The following is a 16,984-nucleotide window of genomic DNA, read 5'->3' on the forward strand; positions in this document are numbered from 1 at the left end:
ATTATCGTTGCACAAATGGGTCATTATTGTTTTAAGCGCTGACTATACATTAAACAGCCAAATCTAAACACCAGTAAAAAGTAAGGTTATTAAACTAAACGTATGTTGTTTTGGTGGTTCTAAAAAGATAATAAGCAGCGTAAGGACGCTGCTTATTGGTTTGCAAGTCATAATTATACTAGTCGGGATTTCCGGGTAATACTTAAACTAAAACTTGAAGAACCTAAACACCCGATAGACAACTGTCCTGCAACACTAAGCGGTAAATCGCGGGTGATGAAGTTTTTCATACTTCCTCCCCCTAAACGGTTACCTGCTGCGATGTGTTGATTCGTATTTCCGTCAGACCAATGGCTATCTAAACCCGCAGGCAATATAGAGACCGAGGATGAAGCGAGGTCGGCGACACCAAACACAGCATTGACTGCACCCGCACACTCCGAACACTCAATTCCTTTTTCAATGATCCCTACCATGTCCTTGAGATCAGCACTGAAACTTTTCAAGTTACGGAGATAATCGTCAAACAATGCCCTAACGAGCAATGTCGTCGCAACTCCATCATTAGCTTGGGAAGCAGAATCAACGAGATAAAACGCAAATTGACCATTCATTAACCAACGATAATCGAAAACCAAGGGCATCACATCCGTCGATTGCAATAAACGGTACGAGCAGCGCCAATCTCCCTGAGCAGCATCCTTCTCTGGCAATAGAGCTTGCAGTAAATCTCTTGCCGCACTCGGATTCTGTTGCAAATATTCCAGATGCCAATACAGCTCTTGTTCATCCGGGATTTCACCACCATCATCAACCCTGAACCACTGACTTGAAAAGTCACGTTGTTCTGAGAAGTGGCTATCGGTATCTTCCAGCGTATTCTCTATCGCCTGAGATAGGTGCTCATAATTACCTATCGGTTTAGGAAGAAAATCTTTAATACCAAATCGCAACGCTTTCGCGACATCGGACATTTCATCCGTGCCTGATACCACGATAAGCGGCATATATGGATATTCGAGACTAACTTCTTCGACGAACTCGATACCATCTAAGACCGGCATCGATAAATCACATAAGATAAGATCGGGTTGGCATTCCCTGAGTTGTTGAAGCGCTTCTAGGCCGTTTTCTGCTTCTACTACTTTAAAACCCTGACTTTCTAAATAGGCATTGGTTACTTTACGAAATATTGGATCATCGTCCACCAACATTATTAGTTTTTGATTAATCACTTCCTGTGCCGAGACCATTGCCGTTTGACTGTGAGTCTTAAACATACCTTTATCCCTCACAAAGCTCAGTCAAAAAAACAGATTTATTATTAAGTCATTATTTTTGTTGTGTTTACTTCCAGCAAAACGTGTCACAGCAAGACCTGAGGCCGCTTCGCCTTGTTATAAAACTTAGCTCGGAAACTGCATTAATACAAATATTACGGCGTATAACAGTATTTACTCAAACAGGGTTGCTGTGTTCAAATGATGCAACATGTTGACTTAAAGCAAGCTTTGATCACAAAGTTAATTATAAATTAACCGTAATCGGTAATTTAATGTGTCTGGAAATATGAAATTAGATGACTTAAACCTGTTTCGACTGGTTGTCGAAAATGGGAGCTACACCGCAACTTCGCGAAAAACCATGATCCCGGTTGCGACCATCACCCGACGCATTCAAGCGCTAGAAGACTCTGTCAATCTTCGACTATTGAACCGTCATGCTCGCAAACTCTCGCTCACTGAAGCAGGGGAACGTTTTTACCATGAGTGCTCTCCTTTACTACAAAGGCTAACAACCGCAGCAGAGGAAATCACTGACGACTGCCGAGGAGCATCCGGCAAAATTAAGATATCCGCGCCTTACAACTTAACTAAACGAATGATGATGCCGATGTTCAACAGCTTTATGAAGCAGTACCCGGACATCAACATTGAGCTAACGACAGAGAATAATGCGGACAAGCTTGACCCTACTGAATGGGATGTAATTTTTCGAGTGGGACCGCAACGCGACTCTAGCCTCATCGCGCGTAAGATTGGCGAAGTGAAGGATATTCTCGTTGCAAGCCCTGACTATCTAACCTCGAATCCTGCGCCACATCATGCAGAAGAGCTCTCTAACCATTCATTGCTAAAAGGGTACCCGCTTATTAAGTGGACCTTGATTAATAGCAAAGGCGAGTCTGTGGTGAATGTTGATCGTGGTCGTTTTCAAGCAAACGCGCTCAATGTGGTGCGCAGCGCTTGTTCCGAAGGTTTAGGCATCACACTAATGCCAGATGTCATGATCAAAGAGTACATCGAGAGCGGCGATTTGGTACGCATACTGCCAGATTGGAGTGCAAACCCGCGCGACATTTATATGCTTTACAACCACAAAGATCACCTGCCAGAGAAAGTTCGCCTCTTTATTGACTTTGTGATCGCTTATAACATTCACTAATTAGATAGCGAAAACAAAAACCAGAGCCGAAGCTCTGGTTTTTTTACGACTTAAGAAAGCGCATCCTATGCGCCTTCGTTATGAAGCTCTAGGTTTGCTAAGTCCTGTTGGATTTCAAGTTGTGTTTTCGCATCATCGTTACGAAGACCATCTAAAAAATCTAGGTATTGTTGGTCGATATCACCCGTTACGTATTCACCGTTAAACACGGAAGTATCGAACTGAGTAATGTCTTGATTTCCAAGACCTACAGCTTCTACCAAATCTTCTAGACGTTGATAAATAAGCGCATCGGCACCAATCTGCTTACAAATTGTATCGTTGTCACGGCCATGGGCAATAAGCTCTGTAGCACTTGGCATATCAATGCCGTATACGTTCGGGAAACGAACTTCAGGAGCCGCTGAGACCATGTACACTTTCTTGGCACCAGAATCACGAGCCATCTCAATAATCTGCTCTGACGTTGTACCACGAACAATAGAATCATCCACCAGCAACACGTTCTTACCTTTGAATTCCGAACGAATAGCATTCAACTTGCGACGTACTGATTTCTTACGTTGTTGCTGGCCAGGCATGATAAACGTACGTCCAACATAACGGTTTTTCACGAAACCCTGGCGATAAGGGATATCGATCGCTTGAGCGATTTGCAGTGCAATGTCGCAAGACGTTTCAGGGATAGGAATGACAACATCGATATCAAGGTTTGCGTAATCTTCACGAATACGTTCGCCCAGCTTTTTACCCATTTCAACGCGAGCGCTGTATACCGAAATTTTATCGATGAACGAATCCGGACGAGCAAAGTACACGAACTCGAAAATACAAGGGTTGAGCTTAGGATTATCTGCACACTGCTTCGTGTAAAGCTCACCGTCAAACGTTGCGTAAATCGCTTCACCAGGTGCAACATCACGGACGAAATCAAAACCGACCGCATCCAATGCCACCGATTCAGACGCAACCATGTACTCTGCTCTGCCGTTAACTTCACGCTTACCTAAACACAGCGGGCGAATACCGTGTGGGTCACGAAATGCAATCATACCATGACCAATGATCATAGCTGTCACAGCATAAGCACCGCGAATTGTGCGATGAACATTGGTGACTGCGCGGAATACGTCTTCGGTCGTGACATTTCCTTTTACTGAGTCAATTTCGTGCGCCAGTACATTTAGTAATACTTCAGAGTCTGAAGTGGTATTGATATGACGGCGATCTTTTTCAAACAGCTTCTGACGAACTTCGTTAGCGTTAGTCAAGTTACCGTTGTGGGCAAGTGTAATACCGAAAGGAGAGTTTACGTAGAAAGGTTGAGCTTCTGAAGCGCTTGAACTGCCTGCTGTAGGGTAACGAACATGACCAATTCCGACCTCGCCTTGCAGGCGTTGCATGTGTCTTGCTTCAAATACATCCTTGACTAAACCGTTCGCCTTACGTAGACGAAAACGATTGCTTTCTATGGTACAAATACCAGCGGCATCTTGGCCACGATGCTGTAACACCGTTAACGCGTCATAAATAGACTGGTTTACAGGCGTTGTGCCCACGATTCCAACAATACCACACATGTCCTAATCCTCGATTTGCGACAGTAGCTGGCACTACTAGATAGTGCCAGACAGAAAACTTGATGTTGCTTGTAAATGCTCGAAGAATGGGGCGATGATACGGCTGAACTCAGGGATCAACTGTGAATCTTTCCACCAATCCGAGCTTGGGAATGCAGTAAACGCATCCATAAAAAACAGCACCGCAGAAACAATTAAGACTCCGCGTAGACCACCAAATACAATCCCGAGAATTCGGTCCGTACCTGATAGCCCTGTTTTTTGTACCAGTTGACCAATGACGTAATTCACCACTGCACCAACTACCAAGGTTGCGACAAATAACGCCGCAATCGCCGCTCCGTTACGAAACATATCATCTTCGATGTTGGTGAAGTACACCGCCAATTTGGCATAGTAATTACTGGAGATAAAAAACGCTCCGAACCAAATCACCAAAGACAAAGCTTCTTTAGCAAAACCGCGAACTAAACTGATCAGAGCTGAAAATCCGATCACACCTAAAATGATAAAATCTATCCAATTCATCTTTTCTTCATCTTAAGTTGGCGCGCATTTTAACAGAAAAAATGCTGACGCAAACGTTTTCTTATGGATTTAATGGCTTAAATTTAAGCAATTGACCTTTTGAGCCTGTAATTTTTTGTAATTCTTGAACTTGTCGTTCAAGTTTACTTTTTGACACATCAGGGCCAACAATCACTCTCGTAAACTCGTTTTCTTTCTTTGTGTGAGCTTGATAACCACGCTTTTGCAAATCCGCGACAAGCGCGACAGCATTTTCGTGATTCTTAAGTGCCATCAACTGAATGATCCAAGCTGAATCTTCATATTGATTTTTCTCTTGAACAGGACGAGTGACGACCTCAACTTGCTCTGGTTGTTTGATGACCTCAGGTTTAGATGTTGGCACTGGCTCGGGCTCAGAAACGGCTACTTGAGCATCCTCACGTTCTTGCACTACAGCTTCAACCGGAGAATCCGGTAACGTAATGTCGTCTTCCACTGGCTCTAATATTTCGAAGTTTTCCACATCACTATCAAGTTCTGGTTTGATAGGAATACTGGCAAATTCTTCTTTGTAGTGCAGTTTCTTACCATCTAGCACATCGGGAAGAACAATGACTCCGACTGCGACTAGAATGATGGTGCCGACTAAACGACTTTGGAATTTACTTGCCATCAAAATACCTTTACTTATTTATTATTTGATTGCCAATGTTCCAATACCTCTCCGACGGTATGGAATGAGCCAACCACCAGAATAACGTCTCCTGCCTTTGCGTGGCTTCTCGCACTCTCGAAGGCGTCAACAGGGTTTTCAAAATGAACTTGCCCATCAGGTAAGTATTGGCACAATTCATCAGCGGTCGCCGCTCTCGGTCCAGTAAGCGACGCTGGATACCATTGTGTTGCAACTGGAGTTAGCGCTTCAATGGTTGCTTTAATGTCCTTGTCATGCAGCATTGCAACCACAATATGGATATTCTTACCCAGATATTGTTGCTTCACTCTTTCTACCAAATACTCAGCAGAGTGCGGGTTATGAGCGACATCAAGGACTATTTCAGGTTCGTGATGCAGTACTTGCATACGCCCCGCCAAACGCGCATTATTCAAGCCATTGACAATATTTATGTCAGTGATTTGCAATTCCGAAGCCCCTAGTGCCATCAGTGCAGTGGCTGCATTTTGTAATGGTAGCGATGGGATTGGTAAATCCTCTAACTCAAATGCCCCACTGCTCCATTTCCAACCATTATCAGTTAGTTGGTAATCGTACTGAATACCTACTTGGAAGAACTCAGAACCAATATCGTCAGCATGAGCCGCCACGGTCGCTGGTGGCGTCGGTTGACCACAAATTGCTGGCTTCCCTGAACGGTAAATGCCCGCTTTTTCAAAACCAATAACATTGATGTCATCACCAAGCCAATCCACATGATCGATCGCTAAGCTCGTAATAACAGAAACATCATGGTCAACAACGTTAGTGGCGTCTAGACGGCCGCCAAGTCCTACTTCAAGTAAGACAACGTCAACTTTCTCTACTTGGAAAATACGTAGCGCAGCAAGCGTACCGAATTCAAAGAGGCTAAGGCTAACATCACCACGCTGCTTTTCTACATAATCGAATGCTTCACAGTGCTTGGCATCTACAACGTCAACGCCATTAATGCGTACACGCTCGTTGTAACGAATCAGGTGCGGAGAACTATAAACACCGACTGAATAGCCAGCATCAAGTAAAATGGCTTCCATTAACGCACACGTTGAGCCTTTGCCATTGGTTCCGGCAACGGTGATTACGGTTGGAGCTGGTTTGGTAAGATTGGCTTTGTTTGCTACCGCTTGGACACGGTCTAAGCCTAGATCAATTGCTGAGGAATGAATATTTGCTAAATAATCAAGCCACATCTCTAATGAAGATGTGGCTTGAGGAATTGGGTTTTGGGTCATCTAACTTTAACCATTAAATTCTTTGGTTTTTATGTTAGTTGATACTTTACCCTTTTTCGTCCGCTTCTGGTACAGAATATGGCTCTTCATTTGGAGATTCGTTAACCGAAACCACCAAAGGAGACTTGTGGTTAGTCATCTTAGCGATAAGACCACCCACGCGCTGACGCATTTCACGACGGTCAACGATCATATCAATAGCACCGTGATCAAGCAGGAACTCACTACGCTGGAAACCTTCAGGAAGATCTTCACGTACAGTTTGCTCGATTACACGACGACCAGCAAAGCCAATGAGGGCCTTAGGTTCACCGATGTTGATATCACCCAACATAGCCAAACTTGCTGATACACCACCCATTGTAGGGTCAGTTAGAACAGAAATAAACGGCAGACCTTTTTCTGATAAACGCTCAAGCGCAGCACTGGTTTTTGCCATTTGCATAAGAGACATTAAAGCCTCTTGCATACGAGCACCACCACTTGCTGAGAAACAAACAAGCGCACAGTTATTTTCAATGGCTGCATCCACTGCTTTCACAAAGCGAGCACCAACGACTGAACCCATTGAACCACCCATAAAGGAGAATTCAAACGCACACGCCACAAGCGGCAGACCAAGCAATTCACCCTGCATCACAACTAGCGCATCTTTCTCACCGCTATTTTTTTGTGCAGCAGAGATACGCTCTTTGTATCGCTTAGAATCTTTAAATTTCAGTTTATCCTGTGGCTCAAGTTCAGAACCTAATTCAACTCGATTACCTTCATCTAAAAATGTTTCCAAACGACGACGCGCTTTCATACGCATGTGATGGTTACACTTTGGACAAACTTCTAAGTTACGCTCTAGTTCAGCATGGTATAAAACCTGTTCACAAGAGGTACATTTAGTCCACACACCTTCTGGGATAGAAGCTTTGCGTGAACTTACTAGATTGCTTTTCTCTAAAATCTTTTCAAGCCAACTCATGGAAGACCTTTTCTCTCAACTCTTCCGCTTCATTGCGAAAGATATAAATTCGACATAATACCGACGGATTAAACCATATCTTGCAGCTACTGTAGATAAAAAACTGGTTGTACCTATTTTTGATATCGTAAATAGCGTATGTTTTCCGTTCACATTCAATGTAAACACTACCGATATTTTGAAATAAGTTTGTAAAATTAGTTCAAATTATCTGGTAAAAACAGTGGACCGATCGGCACTTCAGGTAACCCAAACTCTTCTGGGTAGTCTACATCTACCAGGTACAGACCTTCCGCTTTCGCTGTCGCACCCGCTAGTTTGCGATCTTTGGCGTCTAATAACCACTTGATCCATTCAGGACTCTCTTCGCCACGTCCAACTTTTATCAAGCTACCTGTGATATTACGAACCATATGATGCACGAACGCATTAGCTTTAATATCAATAACCACATAGTTTCCATGGCGCGTAACGTTCAGGTGCATCAAGTTTCGAAATGGGCTGCGAGACTGACAATGCGCCGCGCGAAACGACGTAAAATCATTTTCGCCGAGCAGGAACTGCCCTGCTTCATGCATTTTTTGCTCGTCGAGCTCACCATGATAGTGACTAACCCCCGAGTTTAAGATGCCTGGACGTAAAGCATGATTGAAAATAATGTAACGATAACGGCGCGCTGTCGCTGAGAATCTTGCATGGAAATCATCTGAAACTTCCTTAGCCCAACGAACCGCTATATCGCTTGGCATGTTCGCGTTTGCGCCCATGGTCCAAGCTACCATTTTTCGAGTAACGTTGGTATCAAAGTGCACAACTTGTCCCGTGCCATGCACGCCTGCGTCTGTCCGACCAGCACACTGAACTTCAACTGGGTGATTAGCGACGACGGACAATGCTTTCTCTAGCTCTTCTTGGACACTTTTCACTTCTCTTTGGCGCTGCCAACCAAAGTAGTTTGTACCGTTGTACTCGATACCTAATGCGATTCTCATCTTAACCTTCGAACTCTAAAATGGGGCGGGAAGTATATACTCAAGTCACCTCAAGTTGCCAGTTTCACCAAGGGTGACATAAAGGTAGCATCATACTAACGGGACACAAAAAGGGTAGCAAACGCTACCCTTTTGTTTCGGTTTATCGGCCATTAATGGCGTCAATCAGGCTTTTTGCTTCGCGGCGAATATCATCCTCACCGTAAACAATCGCCTCTTCTAGTAGTTTAATCGCCCCTTGAGAATCGTTCATCTCGAGATAGATTTTAGCCAAATCCAGTTTCCCAGCCGCTTCAGCATTGCTATCTACGTCAATATCGCCGATCTCACCGATAACATCTGGAAACTCGTTCAATCCGACATCGAGCTTAAGGTCTTCTTCTTCGAACTCACCACCTTCTCTGTCGACCTGAGCCATCAATTCATCAATCGTCATAAATTGATTTTTCTTCGGGTCGAAGTCATCCAAGTCGCTTTGCTCTGCCCAGTTTTCTTGCGCGATCTCTGGCTGACTTAGTGCATCACTCGAATTCCAAACATCACGCTGGTCCTCAGGCACTTCTTCAGTAGAACTTACGTTATCAGCAGCGGGTTTAAAGCCATCCCAATCATCTCCAACATCAAGCATGGTTTCAAAATCCATACCTGCACTTGCGATGGTGTCACTGTCTAGTTTACCTTCAAATACTTCTGAGTTTGCGTCTTCCGCAAGAAGGTTAGCCATTGATGATTCATCATCCAAATTACTGAGCGGCTCACCCTCTGTCGCTGTTGGCTGCACTTCTGGGTCAGTATCAAAGCCGTTTTGCTGCGCAAATACTTCAAACAAAGCATCATGATCGTTATCGGCTTGAATAGCTGGTCTCGATGTCTCTGCTTCAACCTTAGGGCTCTCTGGCGCACCCTCGTTCATTGACGCGAGAACATCTTCCTCATTGAACTCTGGAAGATCTTGGTCGTCAAAACTTAACTCTTCATCCTCACCGGAGATTGGTTCTATATCTGCAGTCTCAGAGCTCGGTAATTCTGGCTCTTCTTCCATCGACGCCAAGGCATCTTCTTCGCTGAACTCTGGCAAATCGAGCTCATCAAAATTGAACTCTTCTTCGGACTCAGTTGGCAAGTCGGCTTCAACCTGTTCTGGCTCAACGGACTCGGACGTTTCTAACGCAGGTTCGCCAGCCATAGACGCCAGTGCATCTTCTTCACTGAACTCTGGCAAATCGAGCTCATCAAAATTGAACTCTTCTTCGGACTCAGTTGGCAAGTCGGCTTCAACTTGTTCTGGCTCAACGGACTCGGACGTTTCTAACGCAGGTTCGCCAGCCATAGACGCCAATGCGTCGTCTTCACTAAACTCAGGAAGATCCAGCTCGTCAAAATTGAACTCTTCTTCGGACTCAGCTGACAAGTCGGCTTCAACTTGTTCTGGCTTAACGGACTCGGACGTTTCTAACGTAGGTTCGCCAGCCATAGACGCCAGTGCATCTTCTTCACTGAACTCTGGCAAATCGATCTCATCAAAATTGAATTCATCTTCTGATTCAGCTGGCAAGTCTGCTTCAACCTGTTCTGGCTCAACGGACTCGGACGTTTCTAACTCCGGCTCATCCGTCATAGACGCCAATGCGTCTTCTTCACTGAATTCTGGAAGATCCAGCTCATCAAAATTGAACTCTTCTTCGGACTCAGCTGGTAAGTCAGCTTCGACTTGCTCTGGTTTAACAGACTCGGACGTTTCTAACTCCGGCTCATCCGACATAGACGCCAATGCGTCTTCTTCACTAAACTCAGGAAGATCCAGCTCGTCAAAATTGAACTCTTCTTCGGACTCAGCTGGCAAGTCGGCTTCAATTTGTTCTGGTTCAACGGACTCGGACGTTTCTAACGCAGGTTCGCCAGCCATAGATGCTAGAGCATCTTCTTCGCTGAATTCTGGAAGATCTAGCTCATCAAAATTGAATTCATCTTCTGAATCGTTGGTCGACTCAGTTTCCGGCTCCAATTCAGGTTCATCCAGTAGCCAATCTTCTTCTTGTGGAACACCGAATTCATTTTCTATTGTATTTGGTGTCGGCGTGAAGGCTGGAATGTCTTCCTCTCGCTCAACGTGAGGCTGTACCTCAGCATCGGACTCCACGGATGGTTCTTGTGTTGAATCAGTATCGGTAGCCTCTTGTTGTAGTGATGAAGCTTCCTCTATCTCCGTTTGTGTTTTTTCAACTTGCTGCGGTAAATCGTCTTCACTATCAAATAGAGCGTCAAGTTCAGCAGAAAAATCCGCTTTTTCTTGTTCTGTTGGCAGAAGTTCTTCACTGTCTGACTCAAATAGGTCGTCTAGCTCGCTCATTAAAGGATCATTCTCTGGTGAGAGGTCCTCTAAATCACCAAGAAATTCATCGCTGCTAAATGGCTCTGAAGCAGCCTCTGGCTCGGTTAATGGTTGCTCTTTTGCAGCTTGTTGCGTGTCTGGTTGGCTTTCACTTAATAAAGCGTCGATGTCCAATCCAGACTCAATGTCCTGATCTTCATGAGTTTGTTCTGACTCAACTACGGAAGATGGCTTTTCGTCGGCGTCTGGCTCACCAAAACCAAGTGATTTCAGTAACTCTTCCTCTTCCGATTTATTCTGCTCTGGGCTCTCGTCCTCTCGAATCAGATCATCAAACGGATCTAAATCAGCTTCAGTCTCTTCATCAAGTTCAGAGGTAACATCATCAATGAGTTCATCCAGTAAGTCTGTGCTATCTGCGTCTAACTCTTCGATCGAGTCATCACCTTCAAAACCAGAGATTGCTTCTAGCTCGTTTAATGGATCAAACTCGTCTGTATCATCTTCATCAAAATCAATGAGTTCATCGAGTAGCTCTGTACTGTTTTCATCTAGAACAGGACCTTCATTGGCGTCAGCTTCTCGAACTTCCGATTCACTAGCCGGTTGTTCATACTGGGCCAATAGCTTATCGATATCGTCGTCAGATGCCTCTCCTACACTAAAGTCATCATCCGAAACGGGCTGTTTTAACTCAGGCTCATCAGTATCTAAATCGAAGTCATCATTGCCAAGTTCAGCAAACAAGTCATCAAGCATATCCTGGTCGACAGTGTCACTTGGTAACTCTTCTGACGGCTCATCGGCTGCAAGTAACTCGGCAAATGCGTCGTCTGAAAGCGAGTCTGATTTCTCATTCGCATCATCCGAAAGATCGAAGCCAGACTCATCGTCATCGAGCACTTCTAGTTCTGGAGCAACCTCATCTAAGGCTCGCTCCATTTCTTCTAAACCAAGCGCTTTTTCTTCGCCGTTGACTTGGATACCATTGTTCGATGACTCAAACTCATCCAGACCAACATCTAGGTCACCGTCATCGCCAATATCTGCAAATGGGTCATCGTCCCCTTCCAGATTGAAATCAAGTTCTTCATCGTCGAGGTTAGCAAAGACGTCTTCTTCTAAATCTGACTTCTCTTCTTGTAAAGACTGTGTGTTGATATCTTCATCTGCAAACAATTCATCATCAAGCGTGAGCTCTTCATCCAGCTCATCCGCCGCCGCTAAACCGATTGGCGCTGCAAGAGGATCAACGTTTTGCTGTTCCTGTTCAGCCGCTTCTTCCTCTTTCACTTTAGAGCGTCGACCAAGAAGCATAACAACTAGCAACGCAATCAAAGCACCAGGAATTAATGCCGCAAGACCAACAAGCCAACCATTAGACAAAATTTTGTCCATGGTGCTTGGTTGCATGCGTTGTTGTTCAGCAAGGCGCTGGCGCTCTTCAGCAAGCAGTTTCTCGACTTCTGAGCGAATGCGTTCTTCGTCATTCAGTTCGCTTTTCAAAGTTTCGACTTCGCTTTGCACTTCTGACAGCATCAATCGAAGACGATGGTTCTTCTCTTCTAATGACTCTAATTCACTTTGTGAGCCTTGAAGTTTGTCCTTTAGCGCACTGACCTGCTTTTCTCCCTGCGGAGAGGTGGTTACTGGTGGCGCAGGGATGACGGGTATTGTTTTCGGAGTTGGTTTTGGCTCCGTTGCAGCCACTGTCTCTGGCTTAGTCGCAGGCTTGGGTTCTACTTTAATTTGTGGCTTTGGTTGCTCGGTGACTCGTTGTGCTGGCGTCGCTCTATTTGTCGGCTTCGGCTGTTTTAACTTAGCTTCATGCGCCTTCATAATCGCAACAGCTTGCGCTGTGGTCGCGCTTTGCACTTGCTCTAGAGAAGGTACTCGTAGCCGACTACCTGGGATCAATTCATGAATGTTTTGGTTCTCAAACGCTTGAGGGTTAATTCGGTAAATGGCAAGAAGCGTTTGTTGAACGGTAACACCGCGTGAAGGTCGTAATTCTGAAGCGATCGACCATAGTGTTTGATTTTCACCAGTCGGACCAAAGAAACGTGACGGTTGAGTATTCGCAGGAGGAGCAGGTAATGCTCGCTCAATATCTTCAGCATAGCTCGGAGATGATTGCACTTCACCAGACGGTCCAACAAGACGAATTCCTTCGGCTTGAACCACTGATGATGTCTGAGTCGCGCTCATCAACACAAGGGCTGCTAACAAACGCTTATAATTTTGACGCATAGAAGGCTCAGTTTTGTGCTAAATACAATTTGAAATGGTGATCGGTTAAATATATCGGATATCGCATGCAAAACTATAGCGTTGAGAATAAAAAATGTGTGGCTCTCGCCATATTCGTACTAATCTCACACTATTTTGTTTCGTTCGTACAAAAAAGCCTCGCACTGTGCGAGGCTTTGAAATGAACTGTAAGCGACTTAGTAGTAATCGCGGATCAGAACTTCTGCGATTTGCACCGCGTTAGTTGCCGCGCCTTTACGCACGTTATCAGCAACAACCCACAGGTTTACGCCGCTATGATGGCTGATATCGTTACGGATACGGCCAACCATTACATGGTCTTTACCGCCCGCATCGCGAACTTGTGTAGGGAAGTCTTCACCGTGGAACACTTCGATACCGTCAGTTTGCTCAAGCAAGTTAACGACTTCTTGTGCATCGATAGGTGAACGAGTCTCAATGTGAAGTGCTTCTGCGTGACCGTAGAATACAGGAACACGTACACACGTTGGATTGACTGTGATTGATGGATCGTTAAAGATCTTCTGTGTTTCCCACACCATTTTCATTTCTTCTTTGGTGTAGCCGTTTTCCATCATTTGATCGATTTGTGGAATACAGTTAAACGCGATCTGTTGAGAGAATTGCTTCTTGTCTGCAGGCAGACCGTTTAGCAGCTTCGCCGTTTGACCTGCTAGCTCATCGATACCCGCTTTGCCTGCACCAGACACCGATTGGTAAGTTGATACGTTAATACGCTCAATGCCCACCGCATCGTGAATTGGTTTTAGTGCCACCAGCATTTGGATGGTTGAACAGTTCGGGTTCGCGATGATGTTACGGTTACGAAACTCTGCAATCGCTTCTGGGTTTACTTCTGGCACAACAAGAGGAATGTCGTACTCGTAACGGAAGTGTGATGTATTGTCGATAACAATCACGCCTTCATCAGCGGCAATTGGAGCCCACTTGGCTGATAGCTCACCACCAGCAGAAAACAGTGCGATATGCGCTTGAGACCAATCGAACTCTTCTACGTTTTGAACGCGTACCGTTTTACCATTGAAGCGATAAGTCTTGCCTTCGCTGCGCTCACTCGCGAGTAGGAAGATTTCGCCTACTGGGAATTTGCGCTCTTGAAGCACATCCAAAATTGTTTCACCGACCGCACCGGTCGCACCTAAAATGGCAACATTATATTGCTGGCTCATTGACTTACCTCAATCTGAAAACCTAGTTCTGCTAATGGAGCAAGGTTACATGTTTTGTTACCCACTAGCGTGACAGCGCTGTATTCACGGCGATCCCAGTAGTTTTTACGCATCAGGTCAAAAGCGCCTGGCTTACTGATTTCACGGCGGAAAAGAGCGTCATCTCTACGCACATCATAGATTAACTGCGTGATGTTATGCAGTGTTGCTTCGTCCCAAGCTCTGTCCAATACCATAGTAGGAACAGGCGCGGTTGGCAGTAAATCGCTGGCATGCGCACGTAATTCGTTATTTAAGAACTCACAGTAGCTGTTGAAAATCATCGTTGTACCGCGAGCTTTCCCTTCCAAGCCGTAGCCTGCAACGTGAGGGGTTGCGAATGCTAGCAGAGGCAGAAGCTCCATATCAACCTCTGGTTCAAATTCAAATACGTCGAGTGCCGCTGTAAAGCCATCATTTTTCAAAAGACGTTGCTTCAAAGCAGCGTTGTCAACGATGGGACCTCGAGCCGCGTTAATCAAAATTTGATCGCTGCGGAGACCATTTAATACCTTCTCATCAATCAAATGATGCGTTGGGTATGGGCCATCTTTGGTGATTGGCGTATGTAGTGTAATGATGTCTGAGCTTTCAATCAGTTCTGTCAACGGAGTAAAGCTACGAGGATCACCAGACTCTTGTTTGAATGGGTCATTGATGAGAACTTTCATACCCATGCCTTTCAAACATTTCTCTAGGTAGCTACCTACTTGGCCTGCACCAATAATACCTACCGTCTTGTCAAATACCGAGAAACCTTGTTGCTGAGCGAGCACCATCATCACGCTGAACGCGTATTCCGCCACACCCACTTTGTTACACCCTGGCGCCGCAGTGAAGAAAATACCTTTCTCTTTTAAAAGTGCTTGGTCAACATGATCCATGCCTGCCGTGGCCGTACCAACAAACTTCAGCTTGTTTGCTTTGCTGATCAGGTCAGCATTCACTTTGGTGACTGAGCGAATCATTAGGGCATCAACATCCACTAAATCATCGGCGGTCAGTGTACGACCTGGTTTTAGAATTACGTTACCGAGTTGGCTGAATAGCTCTTCAGCATACGGCATATTTTCATCAACAATAATTTTCATAACGCCAGCGTTCTAACATCCATTTGTAAGAGTTCGTTTATTCGCAAGATGCGAAACTAAAGCGATTGTGCCCTTTTCCCGAAAAATCTCAAGATATAACACCAATAAACCTCAAGGAGGTAACTCCTATAGAATCGATTGACGGGAAGCCTAGAGAAAAGCAGAAACAGAGAAAAGAAAAAGCCCGGCTAAATAGCCGGGCAAAGTTCCAGAACAAAAGGATCCTATCCCGCTCTCCATGGGATAGAGTCTGCGTCTGTTCGATCAGTGTGACTGATCAAGCTCTGGAAACTGGATTGTTGGCGTTTACAGTACTCTCGCAAGGCGCCAACAAATTCAGTTAACCTTGGTACTTTTTAATAACCAAAGTTGCGTTTGTGCCGCCAAAGCCAAAGCTGTTTGACATTACGGTCGTTAGCTCTGCATCACGTGCTTCTGTCACGATGTCCAGACCTTGTGCTGCTTCGTCCAAGTTTGAAATATTGATGCTTGGAGCAATGAAGTTTTTGTCTAGCATAAGTGTTGAGTAAATTGCTTCGTGCACGCCCGCTGCGCCGAGTGCGTGGCCAGTCATTGCTTTTGTTGCAGAGATTGCAGGGCTGTTCTCACCAAACAATTGTTGGATAGCACCAAGCTCTTTCACGTCACCAACTGGTGTCGATGTGCCGTGCGTGTTGATGTAATCCACACCATCAACGTCTTGCATCGCCATCTTCATACAACGAATTGCGCCTTCACCTGATGGCGCTACCATGTCGTAGCCATCTGATGTCGCACCGTAACCTACGATTTCACCGTAGATTTTCGCACCACGTGCCAGTGCGTGCTCTAGTTCTTCAATAACCAGCATGCCGCCGCCGCCCGAGATAACAAAACCGTCACGGTCTGCATCGTATGTACGAGATGCTTTGTCTGGCGTGTCATTGTATTTGGTTGACAGTGCGCCCATCGCATCAAACATCATAGTTTGAGACCAATCTAGCTCTTCGCCGCCACCAGCAAAAACAATATCTTGTTTGCCTAGTTGAATAAGCTCCATAGCATGGCCGATACAGTGTGCAGATGTTGCACATGCAGAGCTCATTGAGTAGTTCACGCCACGAATCTTAAATGGCGTAGCAAGACAGGCAGAAACAGTAGAAGACATAGTACGAGGAACCATGTAAGGACCAACTCGCTTTACGCCTTTGGCGCGCATCGTGTCTGTCGCTACCGTTTGATTGTATGCAGAAGCACCGCCAGAACCTGCAACGATACCGGTACGATCGTTTGAAACCTGCTCTTCTGTAAGACCAGCGTCTGCGATTGCCTGCTCCATTGATAGGTATGCATAAGCAGCCGCATCACCCATAAAGCGCATCTGCTTACGGTCGATGTGTTCCGCCGGGTTGATTTTTAGATCACCCCATACTTGCGAACGAAGACCGTGTTCTTTGAACTGCTCAGATGCAGTGATGCCAGATTTGCCCGCTTTAAGAGACGCTAGAACTTCTTCGACGTTGTTACCGATACTTGAAACAATACCCATACCGGTGATTACGACTCGTTTCATTATGACATTCCTATAATTCAAAAATCCGCTAGATGATAACTAAGATAGTCAACAAAAGT

12 protein-coding genes are annotated in these 16,984 nt (G+C 45.3%); 1 reads left to right on the plus strand and 11 read right to left on the minus strand.

Features of this window, described 5'->3' with window-relative positions:
* Positions 1–173: 173 nt before the first annotated feature.
* Positions 174–1,280 (minus strand): response regulator, encoded by a 1,107-nt coding sequence (locus tag R7Q48_RS08315; protein ID WP_005380606.1) that lies wholly within the window; start codon positions 1,278–1,280, stop codon positions 174–176.
* A gap of 289 nt (positions 1,281–1,569) precedes the next feature.
* On the opposite strand from R7Q48_RS08315, the gene R7Q48_RS08320 reads away from it, so the two are divergent.
* Entirely contained in the window at positions 1,570–2,445 is an 876-nt protein-coding gene (locus R7Q48_RS08320; RefSeq protein WP_005380599.1) for a LysR family transcriptional regulator, read from the plus strand.
* Positions 2,446–2,510: 65 nt separating this feature from the next.
* Here the strand turns inward: R7Q48_RS08320 and purF are convergent, their stop codons facing one another.
* The 10 genes from purF to fabB form a co-directional block, all read right to left on the minus strand.
* Positions 2,511–4,025 carry an amidophosphoribosyltransferase gene (purF, locus tag R7Q48_RS08325; RefSeq protein WP_005380592.1) on the minus strand — a complete coding sequence of 505 codons (1,515 nt, stop codon included), beginning with the start codon at positions 4,023–4,025 and terminating at the stop codon, positions 2,511–2,513.
* A gap of 36 nt (positions 4,026–4,061) precedes the next feature.
* Positions 4,062–4,553 carry a CvpA family protein gene (locus tag R7Q48_RS08330; protein WP_005380590.1) on the minus strand — a complete coding sequence of 164 codons (492 nt, stop codon included), beginning with the start codon at positions 4,551–4,553 and terminating at the stop codon, positions 4,062–4,064.
* Positions 4,554–4,614: 61 nt separating this feature from the next.
* Complete coding sequence (locus R7Q48_RS08335) at positions 4,615–5,208, minus strand: SPOR domain-containing protein (RefSeq protein ID WP_005380588.1); 594 nt, start codon at positions 5,206–5,208, stop codon at positions 4,615–4,617.
* A gap of 14 nt (positions 5,209–5,222) precedes the next feature.
* Positions 5,223–6,485 carry a bifunctional tetrahydrofolate synthase/dihydrofolate synthase gene (gene folC / locus R7Q48_RS08340; RefSeq protein ID WP_005380586.1) on the minus strand — a complete coding sequence of 421 codons (1,263 nt, stop codon included), beginning with the start codon at positions 6,483–6,485 and terminating at the stop codon, positions 5,223–5,225.
* A gap of 46 nt (positions 6,486–6,531) precedes the next feature.
* Positions 6,532–7,458, minus strand: a complete 927-nt coding sequence (gene accD, locus R7Q48_RS08345; RefSeq protein WP_005380583.1) for an acetyl-CoA carboxylase, carboxyltransferase subunit beta — start codon at positions 7,456–7,458, stop codon at positions 6,532–6,534.
* 197 nt (positions 7,459–7,655) lie between these two features.
* Positions 7,656–8,450 (minus strand): tRNA pseudouridine(38-40) synthase TruA, encoded by a 795-nt coding sequence (gene truA, locus R7Q48_RS08350; RefSeq protein ID WP_256902981.1) that lies wholly within the window; start codon positions 8,448–8,450, stop codon positions 7,656–7,658.
* A gap of 142 nt (positions 8,451–8,592) precedes the next feature.
* Positions 8,593–13,032 (minus strand): FimV/HubP family polar landmark protein, encoded by a 4,440-nt coding sequence (locus tag R7Q48_RS08355; protein WP_318132249.1) that lies wholly within the window; start codon positions 13,030–13,032, stop codon positions 8,593–8,595.
* Positions 13,033–13,229: 197 nt separating this feature from the next.
* A complete protein-coding gene (locus R7Q48_RS08360) occupies positions 13,230–14,243 on the minus strand; it encodes an aspartate-semialdehyde dehydrogenase (RefSeq protein WP_005380562.1) in 1,014 nt (337 codons plus the stop codon).
* The gene (locus tag R7Q48_RS08365; RefSeq protein WP_017820801.1) at positions 14,240–15,373 is read right to left on the minus strand and encodes a 4-phosphoerythronate dehydrogenase; all 1,134 of its coding nucleotides are present in this window, start codon (positions 15,371–15,373) and stop codon (positions 14,240–14,242) included. The genes R7Q48_RS08360 and R7Q48_RS08365 overlap by 4 nt, the downstream gene beginning before the upstream one ends.
* Before the next feature lie 340 nt (positions 15,374–15,713).
* Entirely contained in the window at positions 15,714–16,925 is a 1,212-nt protein-coding gene (gene fabB, locus R7Q48_RS08370; protein ID WP_005380557.1) for a beta-ketoacyl-ACP synthase I, read from the minus strand.
* Positions 16,926–16,984 lie beyond the last annotated feature (59 nt).

The sequence above is a fragment of the Vibrio sp. 378 genome (assembly GCF_033339435.1).

Coding starts and splice junctions, on each gene's coding strand:
- accD (WP_005380583.1), bottom strand. CDS start 7,458: ATGAGTTGGCTTGAAAAGATTTTAGAGAAAAGCAATCTAGTAAGTTCA.
- fabB (WP_005380557.1), bottom strand. CDS start 16,925: ATGAAACGAGTCGTAATCACCGGTATGGGTATTGTTTCAAGTATCGGT.
- truA (WP_256902981.1), bottom strand. CDS start 8,450: ATGAGAATCGCATTAGGTATCGAGTACAACGGTACAAACTACTTTGGT.
- folC (WP_005380586.1), bottom strand. CDS start 6,485: ATGACCCAAAACCCAATTCCTCAAGCCACATCTTCATTAGAGATGTGG.
- R7Q48_RS08365 (WP_017820801.1), bottom strand. CDS start 15,373: ATGAAAATTATTGTTGATGAAAATATGCCGTATGCTGAAGAGCTATTC.
- R7Q48_RS08360 (WP_005380562.1), bottom strand. CDS start 14,243: ATGAGCCAGCAATATAATGTTGCCATTTTAGGTGCGACCGGTGCGGTC.
- R7Q48_RS08320 (WP_005380599.1), top strand. CDS start 1,570: ATGAAATTAGATGACTTAAACCTGTTTCGACTGGTTGTCGAAAATGGG.
- R7Q48_RS08355 (WP_318132249.1), bottom strand. CDS start 13,032: ATGCGTCAAAATTATAAGCGTTTGTTAGCAGCCCTTGTGTTGATGAGC.
- R7Q48_RS08335 (WP_005380588.1), bottom strand. CDS start 5,208: ATGGCAAGTAAATTCCAAAGTCGTTTAGTCGGCACCATCATTCTAGTC.
- R7Q48_RS08315 (WP_005380606.1), bottom strand. CDS start 1,280: ATGTTTAAGACTCACAGTCAAACGGCAATGGTCTCGGCACAGGAAGTG.
- R7Q48_RS08330 (WP_005380590.1), bottom strand. CDS start 4,553: ATGAATTGGATAGATTTTATCATTTTAGGTGTGATCGGATTTTCAGCT.
- purF (WP_005380592.1), bottom strand. CDS start 4,025: ATGTGTGGTATTGTTGGAATCGTGGGCACAACGCCTGTAAACCAGTCT.